This is a genomic window from Kitasatospora sp. GP82 (assembly GCF_029892105.1).
Taxonomy (GTDB): domain Bacteria; phylum Actinomycetota; class Actinomycetes; order Streptomycetales; family Streptomycetaceae; genus Kitasatospora.
This window is the reverse complement of record NZ_JARZAJ010000010.1, coordinates 46,936-63,270: the sequence shown is the minus strand read 5'-3', so window position 1 is coordinate 63,270 and position 16,335 is coordinate 46,936. Positions and strand designations below refer to the sequence as shown.

General features: G+C 71.6%; 12 protein-coding genes and 2 pseudogenes. 11 read left to right on the top strand and 3 right to left on the bottom strand.

Translation table 11 applies throughout. The annotated features are described in order from the left end of the window. Positions 1-183 precede the first annotated feature (183 nt). The 5 genes from P3T39_RS12440 (at position 184) to P3T39_RS12420 (ending at position 5,363) form a co-directional block, all read left to right on the top strand. Positions 184-1,041 carry an oxidoreductase gene (locus tag P3T39_RS12440; protein ID WP_280697566.1) on the top strand — a complete coding sequence of 286 codons (858 nt, stop codon included), beginning with the start codon at positions 184-186 and terminating at the stop codon, positions 1,039-1,041. 253 nt (positions 1,042-1,294) lie between these two features. Continuing rightward, positions 1,295-1,795, top strand: a complete 501-nt coding sequence (locus tag P3T39_RS12435) for a hypothetical protein (RefSeq protein ID WP_280697565.1) — start codon at positions 1,295-1,297, stop codon at positions 1,793-1,795. Between the two features lie 640 nt (positions 1,796-2,435). Beyond that, positions 2,436-3,323, top strand: a complete 888-nt coding sequence (locus P3T39_RS12430) for a hypothetical protein (protein WP_280697564.1) — start codon at positions 2,436-2,438, stop codon at positions 3,321-3,323. A gap of 329 nt (positions 3,324-3,652) precedes the next feature. Further along, entirely contained in the window at positions 3,653-4,252 is a 600-nt protein-coding gene (locus P3T39_RS12425) for a hypothetical protein (protein WP_280697563.1), read from the top strand. A 313-nt stretch (positions 4,253-4,565) separates the two neighbouring features. Beyond that, complete coding sequence (locus P3T39_RS12420; RefSeq protein ID WP_280697562.1) at positions 4,566-5,363, top strand: SGNH/GDSL hydrolase family protein; 798 nt, start codon at positions 4,566-4,568, stop codon at positions 5,361-5,363. 236 nt (positions 5,364-5,599) lie between these two features. Here the strand turns inward: P3T39_RS12420 and P3T39_RS12415 are convergent. Beyond that, positions 5,600-5,938 (bottom strand): annotated as a pseudogene (locus tag P3T39_RS12415) (chitinase); the annotation flags it as partial. Between the two features lie 677 nt (positions 5,939-6,615). Then, positions 6,616-8,466: a long-chain fatty acid--CoA ligase gene (locus P3T39_RS12410; protein ID WP_280697561.1), complete on the bottom strand. Its 1,851-nt coding sequence runs from the start codon at positions 8,464-8,466 to the stop codon at positions 6,616-6,618. 450 nt (positions 8,467-8,916) lie between these two features. Between P3T39_RS12410 and P3T39_RS12405 the strand changes: the two genes are divergently transcribed. The 5 genes from P3T39_RS12405 to P3T39_RS12385 all read left to right on the top strand — a co-directional run bounded on the left by P3T39_RS12405 (position 8,917) and on the right by P3T39_RS12385 (position 15,017). Continuing rightward, positions 8,917-12,027, top strand: coding sequence for a nitrate- and nitrite sensing domain-containing protein (locus P3T39_RS12405; RefSeq protein WP_280697560.1), 3,111 nt, complete (start codon positions 8,917-8,919; stop codon positions 12,025-12,027). After that, the gene (locus P3T39_RS12400) at positions 12,024-12,443 is read left to right on the top strand and encodes a roadblock/LC7 domain-containing protein (protein WP_280697559.1); all 420 of its coding nucleotides are present in this window, start codon (positions 12,024-12,026) and stop codon (positions 12,441-12,443) included. Before P3T39_RS12405 ends, P3T39_RS12400 begins: the two co-directional genes overlap by 4 nt. A gap of 8 nt (positions 12,444-12,451) precedes the next feature. Continuing rightward, positions 12,452-12,904, top strand: coding sequence for a DUF742 domain-containing protein (locus P3T39_RS12395; RefSeq protein ID WP_280697558.1), 453 nt, complete (start codon positions 12,452-12,454; stop codon positions 12,902-12,904). After that, positions 12,885-13,475, top strand: coding sequence for an ATP/GTP-binding protein (locus P3T39_RS12390; protein ID WP_280697557.1), 591 nt, complete (start codon positions 12,885-12,887; stop codon positions 13,473-13,475). Before P3T39_RS12395 ends, P3T39_RS12390 begins: the two co-directional genes overlap by 20 nt. Positions 13,476-14,294: 819 nt before the next feature. After that, positions 14,295-15,017: a winged helix-turn-helix domain-containing protein gene (locus P3T39_RS12385; protein WP_280697556.1), complete on the top strand. Its 723-nt coding sequence runs from the start codon at positions 14,295-14,297 to the stop codon at positions 15,015-15,017. Positions 15,018-15,129: 112 nt separating this feature from the next. On the opposite strand, the gene P3T39_RS12380 is transcribed toward P3T39_RS12385, so the two are convergent. Further along, positions 15,130-16,122 (bottom strand): aldo/keto reductase, encoded by a 993-nt coding sequence (locus P3T39_RS12380; protein ID WP_280697555.1) that lies wholly within the window; start codon positions 16,120-16,122, stop codon positions 15,130-15,132. On the opposite strand from P3T39_RS12380, the pseudogene P3T39_RS12375 reads away from it, so the two are divergent. Further along, positions 16,121-16,303, top strand: a pseudogene (locus tag P3T39_RS12375) (LLM class flavin-dependent oxidoreductase); the annotation flags it as partial. The gene P3T39_RS12380 and the pseudogene P3T39_RS12375 overlap by 2 nt on opposite strands. Positions 16,304-16,335: the final 32 nt, after the last annotated feature.

Below are 16,335 nucleotides of genomic sequence, written 5' to 3'. Positions count from 1 at the left end.
GCGGTGGGGCAGAACACAGTTGTGCCCGGGCAGGCCGACGCCCGGAGAGCGGGAAAATCATTTCTCGGGGGCGTGAGATGACCTTTAGGGTGCACCGGGGCACGGGGGCAGTGATCGTATCGGCACGTCCACGTACGTGTGCCCGGCTGCCATCCGAGAGCGACAACACGAAAGAGGAGCGCGATGAGCGAGCGGCACGGAGAAACGTCCGGCGGGGGCCGGGTCTGGTTCATCACCGGGACCAGCTCCGGCTTCGGACGAGAGCTCACCCGGGCCGTCGTCGCCCACGGCGACCGGGTTGTTGCCACCGCCCGGGACATCGCCGGCCTCGATGATCTGGTGGCGCTCGCGCCGGACCGGGTCCGGGCCGTCAGGCTGGACGTGACAGACGCAGACTCGATTCGCCTTGCGGTGGCCGAAGCCGAGAGGGCCTTCGGCCGGATCGACGTGCTGGTGAACAACGCCGGATCCGGGCTGCTCGGCGCGTTCGAGGAGCTGAGCGAGAGCGATCTGCGGCACAACTTCGAGACGAACGTCTTCGGCGCGATGACGGTCACCCGCGCCGTCCTGCCGCTTCTTCGACGGCAGCGGTCGGGCCGTATCGTGCAGATGTCGTCGGTCATCGGTGTGCTGGCGGGGCCGGGTGGCACCGCGTACGCCGGGACGAAGTTCGCCCTGGAAGGGATGTCCGAGGCCCTCGCGGCCGAAGTCGCCCACCTCGGCATTCGCGTCACCATCGTGGAACCCGGCCCCTTCCGCACCGACTTCGGCGGGCGATCGCTGCAGTGGGGCGAGCCGATGGAGGACTACGCCGAGCTCATCGCCCCGGCACGCAAGGCGCTCGAAGCTTCGCACGGCACCCAGCCGGGCGACCCCTACCGCGGCGCCGAGGCCATCATCGCCGCGGTCGGCCTCGACGACCCGCCGCTCCGACTCCCCCTGGGGGCGGAGGCCTTCCTCTGGATCCGCACCCATCTCCAGTCCCGGCTGGACGAGTTGGACGCGGTGGAGGCCATTGGAGCGGACACCGCATTCCGCTGACCCCGGCACGTCCCGGGCCGAAGTGACGCCGCCTGGCAGGACCAGCCGTGCATCATGCGCGAGTCGGCCCTGCCTACGGCCTGAGGCCCTGCCCTGTGCCCCGACCGGCCGGTTGGACAGCGACCGGTCGGGGTCGGTGGTCGGCGCCAGTGCCGTGACCGTGAAGGTTCACCGGGTTACTGGTCTTCCCTGCCGGGTCGGTGTGTTGAGACTTCCAGGGCGCCCGCAGTCGGTTCGTGCTAGGAACGTCGTCATGCTGTTTCTCGTGTTTCTCCTAGCCTCGTTGTCCGGAATCGCCGCAGCAGTGGTCCTGACTGTCCGTGGGTTCGTAGCCGTGTTCAAGAGCGGCGGGCGTTCCCAACCGGTGTGGCTGCGTGCAACGGCGTTCCTTACCGGTGCGGGTGCCGTCGCCGTCTACGCGTGGGGAGTGCTCCACGTCGGCTTCGCGGTCCTGGATGCGGAGGACGGGGGAACCGACTCCTCCCCAATCAGGCCGTGCCGCGAAGGCGGGTTGGAGAGAGCGCTGCATGTCGACGGGTACCGAGTCGGCTACGTGCCGCTCCGTTTTGAATGCCGCCTCGAAAGCGGCGGCACTTACGCAACCTCATCCGTGCCCGGGTACGTCAACCCCGCGGCAGCGGTCCTCGGGCTGACCGCTGCCACGTGCGGCATCCTCGCCGCCGCGGCTGCAGATCGCGCCAACCGTCAGCCGCACACACCTGATGGAGGGGCAGCAGGGCCCGCTCGCATTTGAAGTCCTCGATCCAACTCGCAAGCCGGAACGGCGCTGGACTCATCGACAAGAAGCCGGCAGCGGGAGGCGGACTCGGACATTTTCGGGTACATCGAGAAGATCGTCTGACAGATCGTCCAAGTTGACGGCTGACACCGAGGCGGCCCCACCAGGCATGGCGGGGCCGCCTTTCCGACGTCGTCGGTTGATCACGGGAGAGGCCGGTTCCAGCTGACTCGGCACCGTCTGCGTCCTCGCCGTGCAGTCGCAGCCGTATGCGGCAGTTGTCTGGTCCCCGGTCTTGAGAGGGAGTCACTGAACGGTGCGGGCGCGCGGTGTGACGAGCAGTCGGATCTGCTGCGGAGAGTGGATTGTCAGTGACGCTCTGTATGGTCGCGAGTGTCGGTGGCCTGCTGTCGGCGGGTGCTCCGGCGGTTGCGTTCCCAAGGGAGGGGCTATGTCGTCCACGTCGAAGCCGAGTGTGTCGAAGCCGAGTGTGTCGAGGGTGAAGAAGTCGGGCGGGAGGAGGCCGGGCGGGAGAAAGCCGGACGGGCTGAGGCGCACGGCCGGGACCCGGCCGGGTGGTGCGGGCGGGTCGTCGGGGGGTGAGGAGTCCCGGGGCGGCCGTGAGCGGGGGCGGGGGCGCCGGGGGACGGGCGGGGTGCTGCGGCAGGCGGTGGCGCTCGCGCTGGCCGCAGACCCGGACGACTTCGCCCGGCTGCGCGGGCAGGGCCTGTTCGGCGAGGCCGACTACGCCGAGTACCTGTGCCGCACCGAGGGCCAGCTGCGGGCCCTGCGAGGCGAGGGTCTGGATGTTCACCTGCGCGTCCTGGAGCCGACCGACTACGCGGACTTCTGCGAGCAGAACCTGCTCGACCAGGACGACCCGGTGGCCCGGGTCGCCTACGCGGCGGACCCGGAGCTGGTCGGCGAGCCGTTCGTCTACCGGGGCGAGCGCCTGGCCGAGCTGATCCCGGCCCTGCTCGCGGACCACCTGGTCAGGGTGCGGATCTCCATCGGCTGCTCCTCGCTGCTGGCCGCCGTCGGCTGGGAGGACTGCCCCGAGGATCGCCTGGCCGCCGTGCTGCAGTACGTGTCCGGGGTGTACCTGGCGCTCGGGGCGGGCGCGGGCGAGGGGCGGCAGCTGCTGACGCTGCGCTCGGTCGGCCTGGTGGACGGGGAGCAGCTGGCCGCGCGGGCCGAGCTGGGTGTGGAGCGCGGGGCCTTCACGACCTCCGGCCGGGAGGTGGAGGCGTTCTGCGTCACGCTCGCCGCCGCGGTGGCCGGGTACGGGTCGGGGGAGTTGCTGCTGCACACCCTGGACGGGCCGGAAGGGAGCCGTGAGGTGCGGGGCTGGGCGCTGGTGGACGGCTGGCTGCGGCCGATGTCGGCGCTGGAGACCGCTGCGGCGCTGGCCGTCGATCCGCCGGAGGGCGCACCGGGGCGATCGGCGGCCCGGGAGGGGTTCCCGCTGTCGCTCCGGCAGACGGGGTGGGACGACCCGCCGACGGGCGGTGGGGCCGGTGAGGCCGGACGGGGAGGTGGGTGAGATCGGACACTGATCCGACAACCGCAGGAGGCCGGCCCGACGAATCGGTTCTGATGAGATCAGTCCCGGTGCGGCGGCAATCAGGCTGCGGCGGGCCTTCCGGCCGGCCTCCGGCGCGGCTGCGGGTGGGCTTTCGGCGGGTCTCCCGCGTGCACTTCGGCCGGCTGGCGGCATGCCCCGTGCGGCGGTCAGGGCTGTTCATCGACCGGATGTTCGGGGAAGATCAACAGGTCGGAGCGCGCCTCGGCACCATCCTGCCCGGTCGTCCCCCGACCTGAACCGACCACGCACCGCAACACCCGGCGGGCCCGACCACCGGAGGGGGACGAATGAGCCGCATCGAGTACAGCGCGGAGATTGCCGAGTTGCTCGGCCGCGTGCGGCGTCGTCCCACCGCCGGCTGGCCGTGGCGGCCGGGCGAGGCGGTACCCGAGGCCCTGCCGGTGAAGCAGTCCTGGGGCTGGCTCTTCGTTCCGGACGGCCGGGTGCTGACGCTGGTCAACCCGAGGGACGGCGTGGTCAGCCTGCCGGGTGGCTCACTGGAGCCGGAGGACGCTGGCGATCCTGGCGCCGCGCTGGCGCGCGAGGCGTACGAGGAGGCGCAGGCGGTCATCGGTCCGCCGCACTACCTCGGCTACCTCTACGATCGGGTCGGCTCGGCCAACGGCGGCCACGAGTGCGCGCGGGTACGGATGGCGGCGGCCCTGCGCGCGGTCGGGCCGACCGCACCCGACCCGGCCTCAGGCCGGCACTACCGGCGGCTGCTGGTCGCGCCCGGCCTGGCTGTCGAGCTGCTCGGCTGGGGCGAGATCGGGCTGCGCCAGGCCCGGGCGGCGGTCACCGCAGCCGTGATCGAGCTGGGTGTCCCGGCCGCCGCCAACGAGACGATCGAGGAACTCCCGCCGACCGGTTCGGCCTTCCCCCGCTGATCCGGCCGGTCCGGCAGCCAGTGCGGCAGTCGGTAGAAGCTGAGTCAGCGACAGCTGAGCCCGTCGGAGCTGAGCCCGTCGGAGCTGAGCCCGTCGGAGCTGAGCCTGCGACGGCTGGGTCAGCGGCGGCCGGGTGTGCGGGTGGGGCCGAGGGCTGCGGGGGTGAGAACGCGACCCGGAAAGTTGACGTCTCGTTCATCTGACGATGTCACAAGGGCCTTGGTCTTCAACAATTTTGGCATGAGCACTATTCGCGGTAGCTACTGCCTGGTATCACGAATGTGACCCCCGTCACTTTTCGTGGAGGTGCTTCATGCGCCCTGCTCGTGCCGCGTCCGCCATCGCCCTGTCGGCTCTCCTCTCGCTGACCACCCTGGTCGGTGCGACCGCCGCCCACGCCGCGACCGTCAACTACGTCGCGCTGGGGGACTCGTACTCCTCCGGCGTCGGCGCAGGCAGTTACACCAGTGAGAGTGGAAGCTGCAAGCGCAGCACCAACGCCTACCCGTACCTCTGGAAGAACGCCCACTCGACGTCCTCGTTCACCTTCTCGGCCTGCTCCGCGGCGAGGACCGGGGATGTGCTGAACAGTCAGCTCTCCGGGCTCAACTCGAGCACCACGCTGGTGAGCATCACCATAGGCGGCAACGACGCGGGTTTCGCGAGCACGATGGAGACCTGCGTGCTGAACACCGAGAGCGCCTGCCTCGATGCCGTCTCGACGGCGGAGGCGTACGCGACCGACACCCTGCCGGGGCTGCTCGACCAGGTCTACTCGGCGATACAGGGCAAGGCGCCCAATGCCCATGTGGTGGTGCTCGGCTATCCGCACCTCTACCAGATCGACGGCAGCTGCATCTTCGGCATCGGTGACACCAAGCGTGCCGCGATCAACGGTGCGGCGGACGTGCTCGATGACGTGATAGCGAAGAGAGCCGCCAATGCGGGCTTCACCTTCGAGGATGTCCGCGGTCTGTTCACCGGTCACGAGATCTGCGCGAGTGGCACGGTGTGGCTCAACAGTACGACCTTCCCGATCGACGAGAGCTACCACCCCAAGGCGTCCGGCCAGGCGGGCGGCTACCTGCCCGCCTTCTCCGCCGGAGCCTGACGGGTCTGACGGGTCTATCGGGTCTCGCAGGTCCGCACGGTCCGCCAGACCGACAGATCCCATGAGCGGACGTCGGCCGTGTCCCGACCCGGAGTGGGTGGGGAGACGGCCGACGACGCGCCCGTGCGGTGACGAGCCGGTCGTCAGCAGGGGCCGTCGTCGGCCCAGGGACCCCACTGGCCGCCAGCGCTCGGGTTCTCGTTCTGCGTCCACCACTTGGCGTGCCAGGTGTGACCGATCGGCGAAGTCCCGCCCCAGGCGGGGGTGCAGCTGCCGCCGTCCAGAATGAAGGCGAGCTGGAACGCCTTCTGGCCGGTCGCGTCCATCACGGCGGCCGGGTCCTGCGGGTTGTTGTCCTCGGGCATCAAGTACGGTGCACCGGCGTACCAGTTGCTGCCGAGCGCGGCGGTGGCAGGCGCGGTGGTGGTCACGGCGGCGGCGTCCGGGCCGGCCGTGAAGGCGGTGACGAGCCCGCCGGTCAGCAGGGCGAGGCCGAGGCCGACGGCGAGCGGCGCACGGGCGCGGGGTTGGCGGCGTCTGCCGGGGGTGGGCGGCTGGATCAGGGCCCGTTCCATGTGAACCTCCTGGTGTGTCGGGGAGGGCCGCCCCCGCGCGGACTTCGACCGGGTGCGCGGGGCGGTGGCGCTGATCTTCGGGCGACGGTCGGGTCGCGGGCGGACGGTCAGGTTCGGGTACGGGGCAGGTCGGTGGAGTTCGGCGCAGGTAGTCGACGAGCCCGGCCGGCTTGAGCCCCGCGGCGTCGGCGGCGGCGAGGGCGCGTTGCAGGTCGCTCGGCAGGGTGTCGGTGAAGTGCATCAGGATCACGTCGCCGGGCTGGAGCGGGCCGCCGTGGTAGATGTTCGACTGCCCCCGGCTGAAGTCGGCCGTCGCGGTGAGGACCGTCCGGATGCCGCAGTCGGCGGCGGCCTGGAGGGTGCCGGCGTTCCAGCTGAAGTACGGCGGCCGGAAGACGGTCGGCGGGCGGCCAGCCGCCGCAGGGGCGTGGACACGAGTGAACTCCTGTGTGGAGGAAGGCCGGAGAACTCCCCGAGGGGAGCGGGACGTCGGCATGCCGCACACGGGCCGGAGCCATACATTGGACTGGACCAGAGGCCTCGTCAAGGGTTCGACGGCCTCACTGGAGAGCTTCTGGCGAGTCTTTACCGGCCCAAGACCCTTGCTTCCCGGTCCCGTTGGAGGGCCTGCCATGGTCGTGGCACCCGCGCAGCCGTCGCCGGCGTCCAGGGGAGGTTCAGGGGCGGTAGAGCTCGTCGATGTCGTCCGCGTAGTGCCGGATGATGGCCTGGCGGCGGAGCTTCAGCGAAGGGGTCAGCAGACCCTGGTCGGTGCTGAACTCTCCGGGGAGCAGGCGGAAGGCGCGGATGGACTCGGCGCGGGAGACGGCGGTGTTGGCGACGGCGACGGCGCGCTGGATCTCGGCCAGGAGGTCCTCGTCGGTCAACACGGCCCGGCTGTCGAGCTGTTCGCGGCCCCGGCTCTTGAGCCAGTGGGCGAGGGCGAGCGGGTCGAGAGCGATCAGGGCGGCGACGTAGGGGCGGTTGTCGCCGACGATCAGGCACTGGGAGACCAGCGGGTGGGCCCGGACGCGTTCCTCCAGGGCAGCGGGGGCGAGGTTCTTGCCGCTGCTGGTGACGATCAGCTCCTTCTTGCGGCCGGTGATGGTGAGGTAGCCGTCCTCGTCGAGGGAGCCCAGGTCGCCGGTGGCCAGCCAGCCTTCGTGCAGGGCCTCCTCGGTACAGCGAGGGTGGTTGAGGTAGCCCGTGAAGACCGTGGCGCCGCGTACCCAGACCTCGCCGTCCTCGGCGATCGCCACCGTTGCGCCGGGCACTGGGGGGCCGACGGTGCCGAACTTTGGTCTGCGCGGCGGGTTGGCGGTGATCGCGGCGCTGGTCTCGGTCAGCCCGTACCCCTCGTACACCGTCATACCGGCGCCCGCGAAGAAGAGTCCCAACTCCCGCCCCAGTGCCGAGCCTCCGCTGATCACATTGCGAACCCGGCCGCCCAGCACGGCGCGCAGCCGCTGGTACACCAGCCGGTCGTACGCGCTGTGCCGCAGACGCAGCGCGGCGCTGGGTCCCGGCCCGCGTCCGAAGGCGCGCTGCTCACGGGCGGCGGCCCACTGGATGGCGACTTCGCGTGCCTGCGCGAAGAGTTCACCGCGTCCGGCCTCCTCGGCGGCCTCCCTGGCCCGCTGGTGGATCTTCTCGAAGACGTACGGCACTGCGTGCAGGAAGGTCGGCCGGAAGGAGGCGAGGGCGGGCAGCAGGGTGTCGGTGGAGAGGGTGCCGTGGTGGCCGACCCGGATGCCGCCTCGGAGCGCCGCGATCTGCACGATCCGGCCGTAGACGTGGGCCAGTGGCAGGAACATCAGGGTGGCGGGCGGAACCCCGCCGCTGTCCTGGAACACCTCGTCCCAGCCGATGAGCAGGGCGTCCGCCTCGGCGGCGAGGTTGCCGTGGGTGAGCAGACAGCCCTTGGGGTGGCCGGTGGTGCCCGAGGTGTAGATGACGGTGGCGATGGAGTCCGGTGTGACGCCCAGCCGTTGGCGGTGCACCAGGGTGTCGGGTACGCCGCGTCCGTCCTCGACCAGGGCGGCCACACAGTCGCGGTCGAGCTGCCAGATCCCGGTGAGCTCGGGGAGCGCGTCGCAGACCGCGCCGACCGTCATGGCGTGGTCCTCGTTCTCCACCACGCAGGCGACGGCGCGGGTCTCGGCCAGGATCCAGCGCACCTGCTCGGCGGCCGAGGTCGGGTAGACCGGAACCGGGATGGCGCCGATGGACCACAGCGCATAGTCGAAGAGCGTCCACTCGTACCGGGTGCAGGACATCAGCGCGACCCGGTCGCCGTACCGCACGCCCCTGGTCAGCAGGCCCTTCGCCAGGGCGAGCACCTCGTCGCGGAACTGGAGGGCCGTCACACCCAGCCAGGCGGAGCCGGGCCAGCCGTCCTGAGGGGAGCGTGCCGGGGCGAGGCGGGACAGCTGGACCATGCCGGGGGTGCGCTCGGCGGCGTCGTACACCGGGTCGGCCAGACCGCCGGTGGCGGCGACGGTGACGGGAGGGCTGCTGAACTCGCGCACGCTGCCCCCGATCCTCGTCGCCCGATGCTCGTGGTCCGATCCCTCTGGTGGATCCGGTGGTCCGCGCCGGTGGTCCGATCCGCGGCTGGCTGCGAAGCTACCCGATTGATGCAGGACTTCCCAGGGTTGTCGCGATCCCCGACGAGAACCGGCACATGCCAGGGTCTGCGGTGCCGACGCCCGCCCTGGACAGAGTCCCCTTTATCCGGCGAAAACGGGATCATCACGGCGGCTGCCCCCGGACAATGGATTCGACCCTTCGAACGGATGGTCAGTGAGTAGTAAGCTCGCGCAGATCGACCGGGCCGGTGGCACCGCCGAGCCCGGACGATCCGTGGCCCGGCATGTTGTCCTGCACGGATGCCCCGACAGACACCGTGACCGCAACCCGAGCAGCACAGCCGAAGTACCGTCCCCGTCCGCGCCCGGCCCATCCCGACCGAGGACTCCATGCGTCTGCGCCGCAGTTCGATCCGCGCGAAGATCATCGCGCTGCTCATGGTGCCCATCGTCGCCCTCACCGCTCTCTGGGCCTACGCGACCCTGGTGACCACCGGTGACGTCTGGCAGCAGCTGGGCCTCACGGCCGCCTACCGCTCCTTCGGCAGCGCGACCGACCAGTACGCGCAGGACGTCCAGGCGGAGCGCCGGGCGGCCGTGCTCCGGCTCGCCGGCCCCGGCTCAGACGCGCTCAGGGACGCCTACCAGCAGGCGCAGGCGGTCACCGACCGGGACCTCCAGTCCCTCCGCGCCAAGGCGGACGACTCGAAGGCGGGGCGGCTCGCCGCCAACCAGCAAAGGCGCCTGAACGACATCCTCAACAGCTCCGACCAACTCGCTCCGATCCGGAGTCAGGTGGGCCGCGAGGCCAACAGCTGGGGGTACGTCCTCGACCAGTACAGCGCGCTGATCCAGCCGGTCTTCAGCTTCCGCTCCGCCTTCGTGAGCCGGCAGAGCGGACAACTGCCCAGGCAGGGCACCATCCTGACGGAGCTGGTCCGGGCGCGCGAGTACCTCTCCCGCGAGGATGCGGCGATGGAGGGCCTGCGGCTCACCGAGAAGCCCGACAGCGCGATGCTCCAGCAGGCTCTCGACGGCCTGCACAACCAGCGGGCGCTGTTCGACGTGTACATCGACGAACTGGACCCGCAGGACCAGACCGACTACCGCAACCTGCGCACCGGCAACAACTGGATGGCGCTGGTCAGCGCGGAGGCGTTCTTCGAGGACTCACCGGATCACGCCGGAGCGGTCAAGAAGCTCTCCGACAACTCCTGGCGCGAGGCCGCCGACCGGGCACTCTCCGACCTCGCCTCCCTCAACAGCCGGCTGGACGCGACCATCGGCGAGCGGGCCCGCTCGTACGCGATCAACCAGCTGGTGCGTGGTGGGATCGCCGGTGTGATCGGCCTGGTCGCGGTGGTGCTCTCGATCATGATCTCGTACCGGATCGGCCGGGGGCTGGCGCGCGAGCTGATCGCGCTGCGCAATGCCGCCCAGGAGCTGTCCGGGACCCGGCTGCCGTCGGTGATGCTCCGGCTGCGCCGGGGCGAGGCCGTGGACGTGGCGGCGGAGGCACCCGCGCTGGACCTGGGACCGGCCGAGATCGGCCAGGTCGGACGGGCCTTCAACGCTGTGCAGCGCGCGGCCGTCGAGGCTGCCGTGGAACAGGCCGAACTGCGCCGGGGAGTGTCGGCGGTCTTCGTCAACCTGGCCCGCCGCAACCAGGTCCTGCTGCACCGTCAGCTCACCCTGCTCGACACCATGGAGCGGCGCACCGAGAACCCGGCCGAGCTGGAGGACCTCTTCCGTCTCGACCACATGACCACCAGGATGCGGCGGCACGCCGAGGGTCTGATCATCCTCGCCGGCGGCTCGCCGGGCCGCGCCTGGCGCAAGCCCGTCCGGATGGTGGATGTGGTCCGGGCGGCCGTCGGTGAGGTCGAGGACTACGCACGCGTCATCGTCCGGCCGTTCCCCGGCACCGGGCTGCTCGGCAGCGCGGTCGCCGACGTCACCCACCTGGTCGCCGAGCTGGTCGAGAACGCCACGGTCTATTCCCCGCCGCAGACCCAGGTCACCATCCAGGGCGAGGTGGTGGCCCACGGATTCTGTCTGGAGATCGACGACCGGGGTCTCGGGCTGAGCGAGCAGGCGCTCGCGGAGATCAACCAACGGCTCTCGGTGGAGCAGGAGTTCGACCTCGCGGACACCGACCGCCTCGGCCTGTTCGTGGTCAGCCGACTGGCGCTGCGGCACGGCATCCGGGTGCACCTGCGGCCCTCTCCGTACGGCGGCACCTCGGCGGTCGTGCTGATCCCGCGTGAACTCCTCGCGGAGGCGCCGGACCTGGTGGGCGACGGGAGGCCCTCCGGCGCCGGTTCGCCCGGCGCGGGACGGACCGCGCCCGGTGCGGAGTCGGGTGCGGCTCCGGCCGGAGCGCCGTCCGCGCGGCGCGGGCAGCGTGAACTGGTCGCCGTACCGGCGCTGCCCGAGGACGACGGTGCCCCGCACAATGCGGGGGCGCCCATCTCGGGCGAGGGGCCTGTGCGCGCCGCCGAGCGCCCGCGCGGCGGGCCGCGCCCCTCGGTGCCCGAGCCCGCCCGTACACCCGGCGGACTGCCCCGGCGCCGTGCCGCGGCTTCCGGAGGACCGTCGCTGGTTCCTGCGGACGCCGTGCGCGGTACGGCTGCCGACGGTGCTGCCGTCGCCCCCGACGCAGCCGGCGCCGGCTCGGTCGGCACCGGGACGGGGCATGACCCGGACGCCGACAGCGCGGCCGGTACCGGTCGGCACCGCCGGGCGGACAGCCCGGCCGAGCGAGAGCCCGCAGATGGCGCGGCAGGTGCCGTCACCGCGCCCCCGGCGCACGCTGCTCCGGCCCCGGCAGAGGCGGCCGCAGCTCCGGCGGCGGCCGCACCACCTCCGGCGGGCGGTCTGCTGCCCCGGCGGGTCCGGCAGGCCAACCTCGCACCCCAGCTGAAGGCTGCTGCCGCCGAGGCCGCAGCGGCTGCCGCCGCAGGGGTGGACGGAGCGGCTGCGGCGCGCGAGTCGGTACGCGAGCGCTCGCCGGAGGAGGCCCGGTCGACCTTCGCCTCGTTCCAGCGCGGTTACAAGCGCGGTCGAGGCGACCGGGTCCAGCCGGCCTCGCTGACCGTCGTCCCGGACCCGGACCCGGACCCGGACCCGGACCCGGACCCGGACCCGGACCCGAAGCCGAACCGGGAGTCGAACCCGAACCGGGAGCCGGGCCCGAAGCGGAGCCTCAACCCGAAGCGGAGCCTCAGGCTGAAGCCGGGCCCGAACCCGGACACGAACCCACCCGCGTCCGCCGGGACGGCCGGGCCCGGCACGCAAGCTGCGCCGTCGGCTGCCCCACCGTCCGGCGAAGCCGTCCCCCCGCGCTCGGCGCTGCCCCCGGCACCGGCCCCGGCTGCCCTGCCCGCGCCGCGCGTCCGGCCGGCGCTGTCGGCCCGGCCCGTGCCGCCGCCGCAACCCGCCAAGCCCGTATCACCTGCACGACAAGCTCAGCCTGCACCAGCGGAAGGAACCGAATCATGACCGCAACGACACAGCCCTCCGGAGATCTCAACTGGCTCCTGGACGACCTGGTGGGACGAGTCGCGGCCCTGAGGCATGCGGTCATCCTGTCCAGCGACGGGCTGGCGACCGGCACGTCCAGCGACCTCGCCCGAGAGGATGCCGAGCACCTCGCCGCCGTCGCGGCGGGCTTCCACAGCCTGGCCAAGGGCGCCGGAAGGCACTTCAAGGTCGGTGGGGTCCGGCAGACCATGGTCGAGCTGGACGAGGCCTTCCTCTTCATCACGGCCGCCGGTGACGGCAGTTGCCTCGCCGTGCTGAGCGACGCCGAGTCAGACGTCGGTCAGATCGCCTACGAGATGGCACTGTTGGTCAAGCGGGTCGGCGAACACCTGTCGGCCGAGCCGCGCAACGAGGCCACTCCGCCCGGGAGATGAGTGAGTCGATGAGCATCGAGGACGCCGCACCCGAACCCCTCGCCGCGCTGCCGGCGACGGATCCGTTCGAGCTGCGCCCGCCCGAGGAGGACCGCTGGTTCGACGCCGAAGCGGGCCCGCTGGTGCGGCTGTTCTCGATGACGCGTGGCCGGGTCCGGCCGGTCGAGGACGGTCTGTTCGACCTGATCTCGCTGATCAGAGCGGTCGATCAGACCGAACGGCCGGGCGCGGAGCCCGCCATGGGTCCTGAGCACCATGCCCTGCTGGCGCTCTGCCGCGACGAACCGCTGAGCGTCGCGGAGTTGGGCTCCTACACCGACCTGCCCGTCAGCGTGGTGCGGGTCCTGCTCGGCGACCTCCACGAAGCCGAACTGATCAGCGTCGTCCGACCCGTCCCGCTCGCCCAACTGCCGGACGAGCGCCTGCTGCGAGACGTGATCAATGGCCTCCGTGCACTCTGACCTGTCCGTGTCCGCCGCTGCCTCGCCCTGGGGCGCGGTCGCGCTGAAGATCCTGGTGGCCGGCGGCTTCGGTGCCGGCAAGACGACGCTGGTCGGCGCGCTGAGCGAGATTCGGCCGCTGCGCACCGAGGAGCAACTCAGCGAGCTGGGGCGCCCGTTGGACGACACCTCGGGTGTGGAGGCGAAGCGGACCACCACGGTGGCGATGGACTTCGGCAGGATCGACCTGCGGCCCGGCCTCGCCCTCTACCTCTTCGGCACGCCGGGTCAGGACCGCTTCTGGTTCGTCTGGGACGAGCTGGCGCAGGGCGCACTCGGTGCCGTGGTGCTGGCCGACACCCGGCGGCTGTCGGACTGCTTCCCCTCGGTTGACTTCTTCGAGCAGCGCGGCATCCCGTTCGTGATCGCGGTGAACTGCTTCGAGGGCACCGAGGCGTACGCCCCGGACGACGTGCGGGAGGCGCTCGACCTGGATCCCGGCGTGCCCGTGCTGCTCTGCGACGCCCGCCGCCGCGAGGACGGCAGGGAACTGCTGATCCAGCTCGTCGAACACGCCGCAGCCCGCCGCTGACCGTCTCGGCCGAGCGCCGCACGCCGGTGTTCACCGCTCCACCGTCCCGACAGGTGGGATCACAGTCCGCATATCGGGACGGCCGTCGGATCCGGGTTGCTTCGGACGGCCTGGCCATGGAACGCTCTTTGCCGACAGACACATCGCCGGGCGTCACGTCCGGACCAGTCGGGCCCAGCGCCCGCACCATCCGGGGGGAGGGCAGTGCCGTGACCACAACACGCGTGCTCGGCGTCATGGCCGCCCCTGCCCCGGTCCTCACAGCGTTGACGGTCCGCCGGTTCATCGACCTCGCGCTCAGCTCCAGCGCTCGCTGTCGTTCCTGCCGTTGCGACAGTGCCTGCCGTTGCGACGGTGCCTGCTGTCGCGGTACCTGCTGTCGCGGTACCTGCTGTCGCTGAACTCCTCCTCCAGTCGCACCGACCGTTCCCACCCGCGCACCCACCCACCCCGCGGGATGCGGACGCCAGGTGCGCACCCGGCCACACGCACCGCACATCGAACCTCTCCCGGATCGGGCGAAATGAGCCGTACGCAAGCACCACCGCACCGAACGCTGCGCCAAGGGACAGGGCGCGGCACCCCGTTGAGCCGGTTCAACGGGTGCATGAACCCCGCCGTGGACAGCAGCGCCGAAGGACGCTCCGACCTGGAGCCCTTCTGGCCGTCCCGGCAGCCGCACCTCTTCGACCAGACGTGTCCGGGCTCGCCTCGCGTGTCCCGGTCCTCCGCCCGCTGACCCAGGGTCAGCCGCGGCAGTACGGTCCGGTGGACGCGCAGACGAATCCCTTCATCCGTCACGCGCGAAAGAGCGGCACCATGTCTTCCTCCTCCACTGCCACCCTGTCCATTCCCTCCGCGACCCCGCATCTGCGTGCGGTCCGGTCCATTCCCTCGACGGCCGAGCGCCGGCACTCCACCGGAGCCCAGCACCCCGGCCCCGCGGCCGCCCGCCCCGCCGCCGTACCGCAGCAGGCGGTGCCGCAGCCCGCGCAGGCACTGCTGAAGGCGCTCCCCGAGGGAGCCGCGGTGGTTGCGGCGCTTCCGCAGTCGGCGCTTCCGCAGGGCCTGCTCGCCCAGTACAGCGCACAGTTCGGCACCGCGGTCGGCGCCGACAGTCCGCTGGTCGGATACCTGGTGCTCGTCCCCACGGGGCCGGCCGAACCCGTCGAGGGCCAGTCGCTCCTCGGTCAGCCGACCGTCGGCCAGCCGGTTGCGGCGGCGACGCCCGGGGCCGGGTCCGCCCGGCCCGCCGCCCGTGGCATCAGCGTGGACGTCGAGCGCCGAAGCGCCTATGTGGACGGCAGGCTGCTCGACCTCACGTACCTGGAGTTCGAGCTGCTCGCCCACCTCACCCAGCACCCGCAGCGGGTGCACACCCGCGACCACCTGGTCTCCGCGGTCTGGGGCTACGGCCACGTCGGTGACGGCCGGACCGTGGATGTGCACGTGGCCCGGCTGCGCCGCAAGCTCGGCGCGGCGTACCGGGACAGCATCGTGACTGTCCGTCGGGTGGGATACAAGTACACGCCGGTGGCGTAACGCAGATGAGCAGTACGCGGGCCGACCCGCCGTCAGGCAGGTCGGCCCGCCTGCGTCGGTCCTGGTGATCCTGGTACGACGTCAGCTCGCGAGGAGGCCGCCCGGGCCGGCGTCAGCGGCTCAGCCGGTCGATCTCCGCGAGCTCCTCCGCCGACAGCGGAGTGCCGCCGAGCGCGTCCAGGTTCTGGTCGAGCTGGGCGACGCTGCTGGCACCGATGATCACCGAGACCACCCGCGAGTCCCGCAGTACCCAGGAGAGCGCCAACTGCGCCAGGCTCTGCCCGCGTTGCTCGGCGACCTTCGCCAGCGCCCGCAGCTGCTCCAGCTTGGCGCCGGTCAGCGCCTCCTCGCGCAGGAAGTGCCCCACCGACATCCGGGAGCCGGCCGGTACCTCGCCGCTGAGGTAGCGGTCCGTCAGCAGGCCCTGGGCCAGCGGGGAGTAGGCGATCAGTGCGGTCTGGGTGTCGCCGACGGCGTCCAGCAGGCCGCCGTCCTCCGGCTCCCGGTTCAGGATCGAGTACGATGCCTGGTTCAGCAGCACCGGCGTGCCCAGCTCGCGCAGGATCGCCACCGCCTCCCGGTGCTGCTCGGCCGGGTAGTTGGAGATGCCCGCGTACAGCGCCTTGCCGGAGCGGACCGCCGAGTCCAGCGCCCCCATGGTCTCCTCCAGCGGGGTGGCCGGGTCGTGGCGGTGCGAGTAGAACACGTCCACGTACTCCAGGCCCATCCGCGACAGCGACTGGTCCAGGCTCGCCAGCAGGTACTTGCGCGAACCGCCGTCCCCGTAGGGTCCGGGCCACATGTCCCAGCCGGCCTTGGAGGCGATGAACAGCTCGTCCCGGTAGGGGCGGAAGTCCTGGGCGAAGAGCGTGCCGAAGTTCCGCTCGGCGCTGCCGTACGGCGGGCCGTAGTTGTTGGCCAGGTCGAAGTGCGTGACGCCCCGGTCGAAGGCGCGGCGCAGCACCGCGCGCTGCACCTCCAGCGGCTGGGTGTCACCGAAGTTGTGCCACAGGCCGAGCGAGACGGCGGGCAGCTGCACACCGCTGCGCCCGGCGCGGCGGTAGGTCATCGAGGAGTAGCGGTCATCGGCGGCGAGGTACGTCATGACCCGCATCCTGCCAGTTCACGGCCTGCACAGCGGACCGCTCGCCGAGCGACACCGGCGCGGGCGCCGGGGGCTGCTCAGTGCGATCGCCTCGCGCACCGGCACCATACGGCTCTTCACCACCGTGACGGTGCTCTCCGTCCTGGACCCGGTGCGGGTGGCGGAGGACTACGCGCTGTTGGACCAACTCTCGGCACTGGTCGACCACTACCG

What these genes read in the sequence shown, in the direction of transcription:
- P3T39_RS12440 (WP_280697566.1), top strand. Translation starts at nt 184, where the DNA reads ATGAGCGAGCGGCACGGAGAAACGTCCGGCGGGGGCCGGGTCTGGTTC.
- P3T39_RS12435 (WP_280697565.1), top strand. Translation starts at nt 1,295, where the DNA reads ATGCTGTTTCTCGTGTTTCTCCTAGCCTCGTTGTCCGGAATCGCCGCA.
- P3T39_RS12425 (WP_280697563.1), top strand. Translation starts at nt 3,653, where the DNA reads ATGAGCCGCATCGAGTACAGCGCGGAGATTGCCGAGTTGCTCGGCCGC.
- P3T39_RS12420 (WP_280697562.1), top strand. Translation starts at nt 4,566, where the DNA reads ATGCGCCCTGCTCGTGCCGCGTCCGCCATCGCCCTGTCGGCTCTCCTC.
- P3T39_RS12405 (WP_280697560.1), top strand. Translation starts at nt 8,917, where the DNA reads ATGCGTCTGCGCCGCAGTTCGATCCGCGCGAAGATCATCGCGCTGCTC.
- P3T39_RS12400 (WP_280697559.1), top strand. Translation starts at nt 12,024, where the DNA reads ATGACCGCAACGACACAGCCCTCCGGAGATCTCAACTGGCTCCTGGAC.
- P3T39_RS12395 (WP_280697558.1), top strand. Translation starts at nt 12,452, where the DNA reads ATGAGCATCGAGGACGCCGCACCCGAACCCCTCGCCGCGCTGCCGGCG.
- P3T39_RS12390 (WP_280697557.1), top strand. Translation starts at nt 12,885, where the DNA reads ATGGCCTCCGTGCACTCTGACCTGTCCGTGTCCGCCGCTGCCTCGCCC.
- P3T39_RS12385 (WP_280697556.1), top strand. Translation starts at nt 14,295, where the DNA reads ATGTCTTCCTCCTCCACTGCCACCCTGTCCATTCCCTCCGCGACCCCG.
- P3T39_RS12380 (WP_280697555.1), bottom strand. Translation starts at nt 16,122, where the DNA reads ATGACGTACCTCGCCGCCGATGACCGCTACTCCTCGATGACCTACCGC.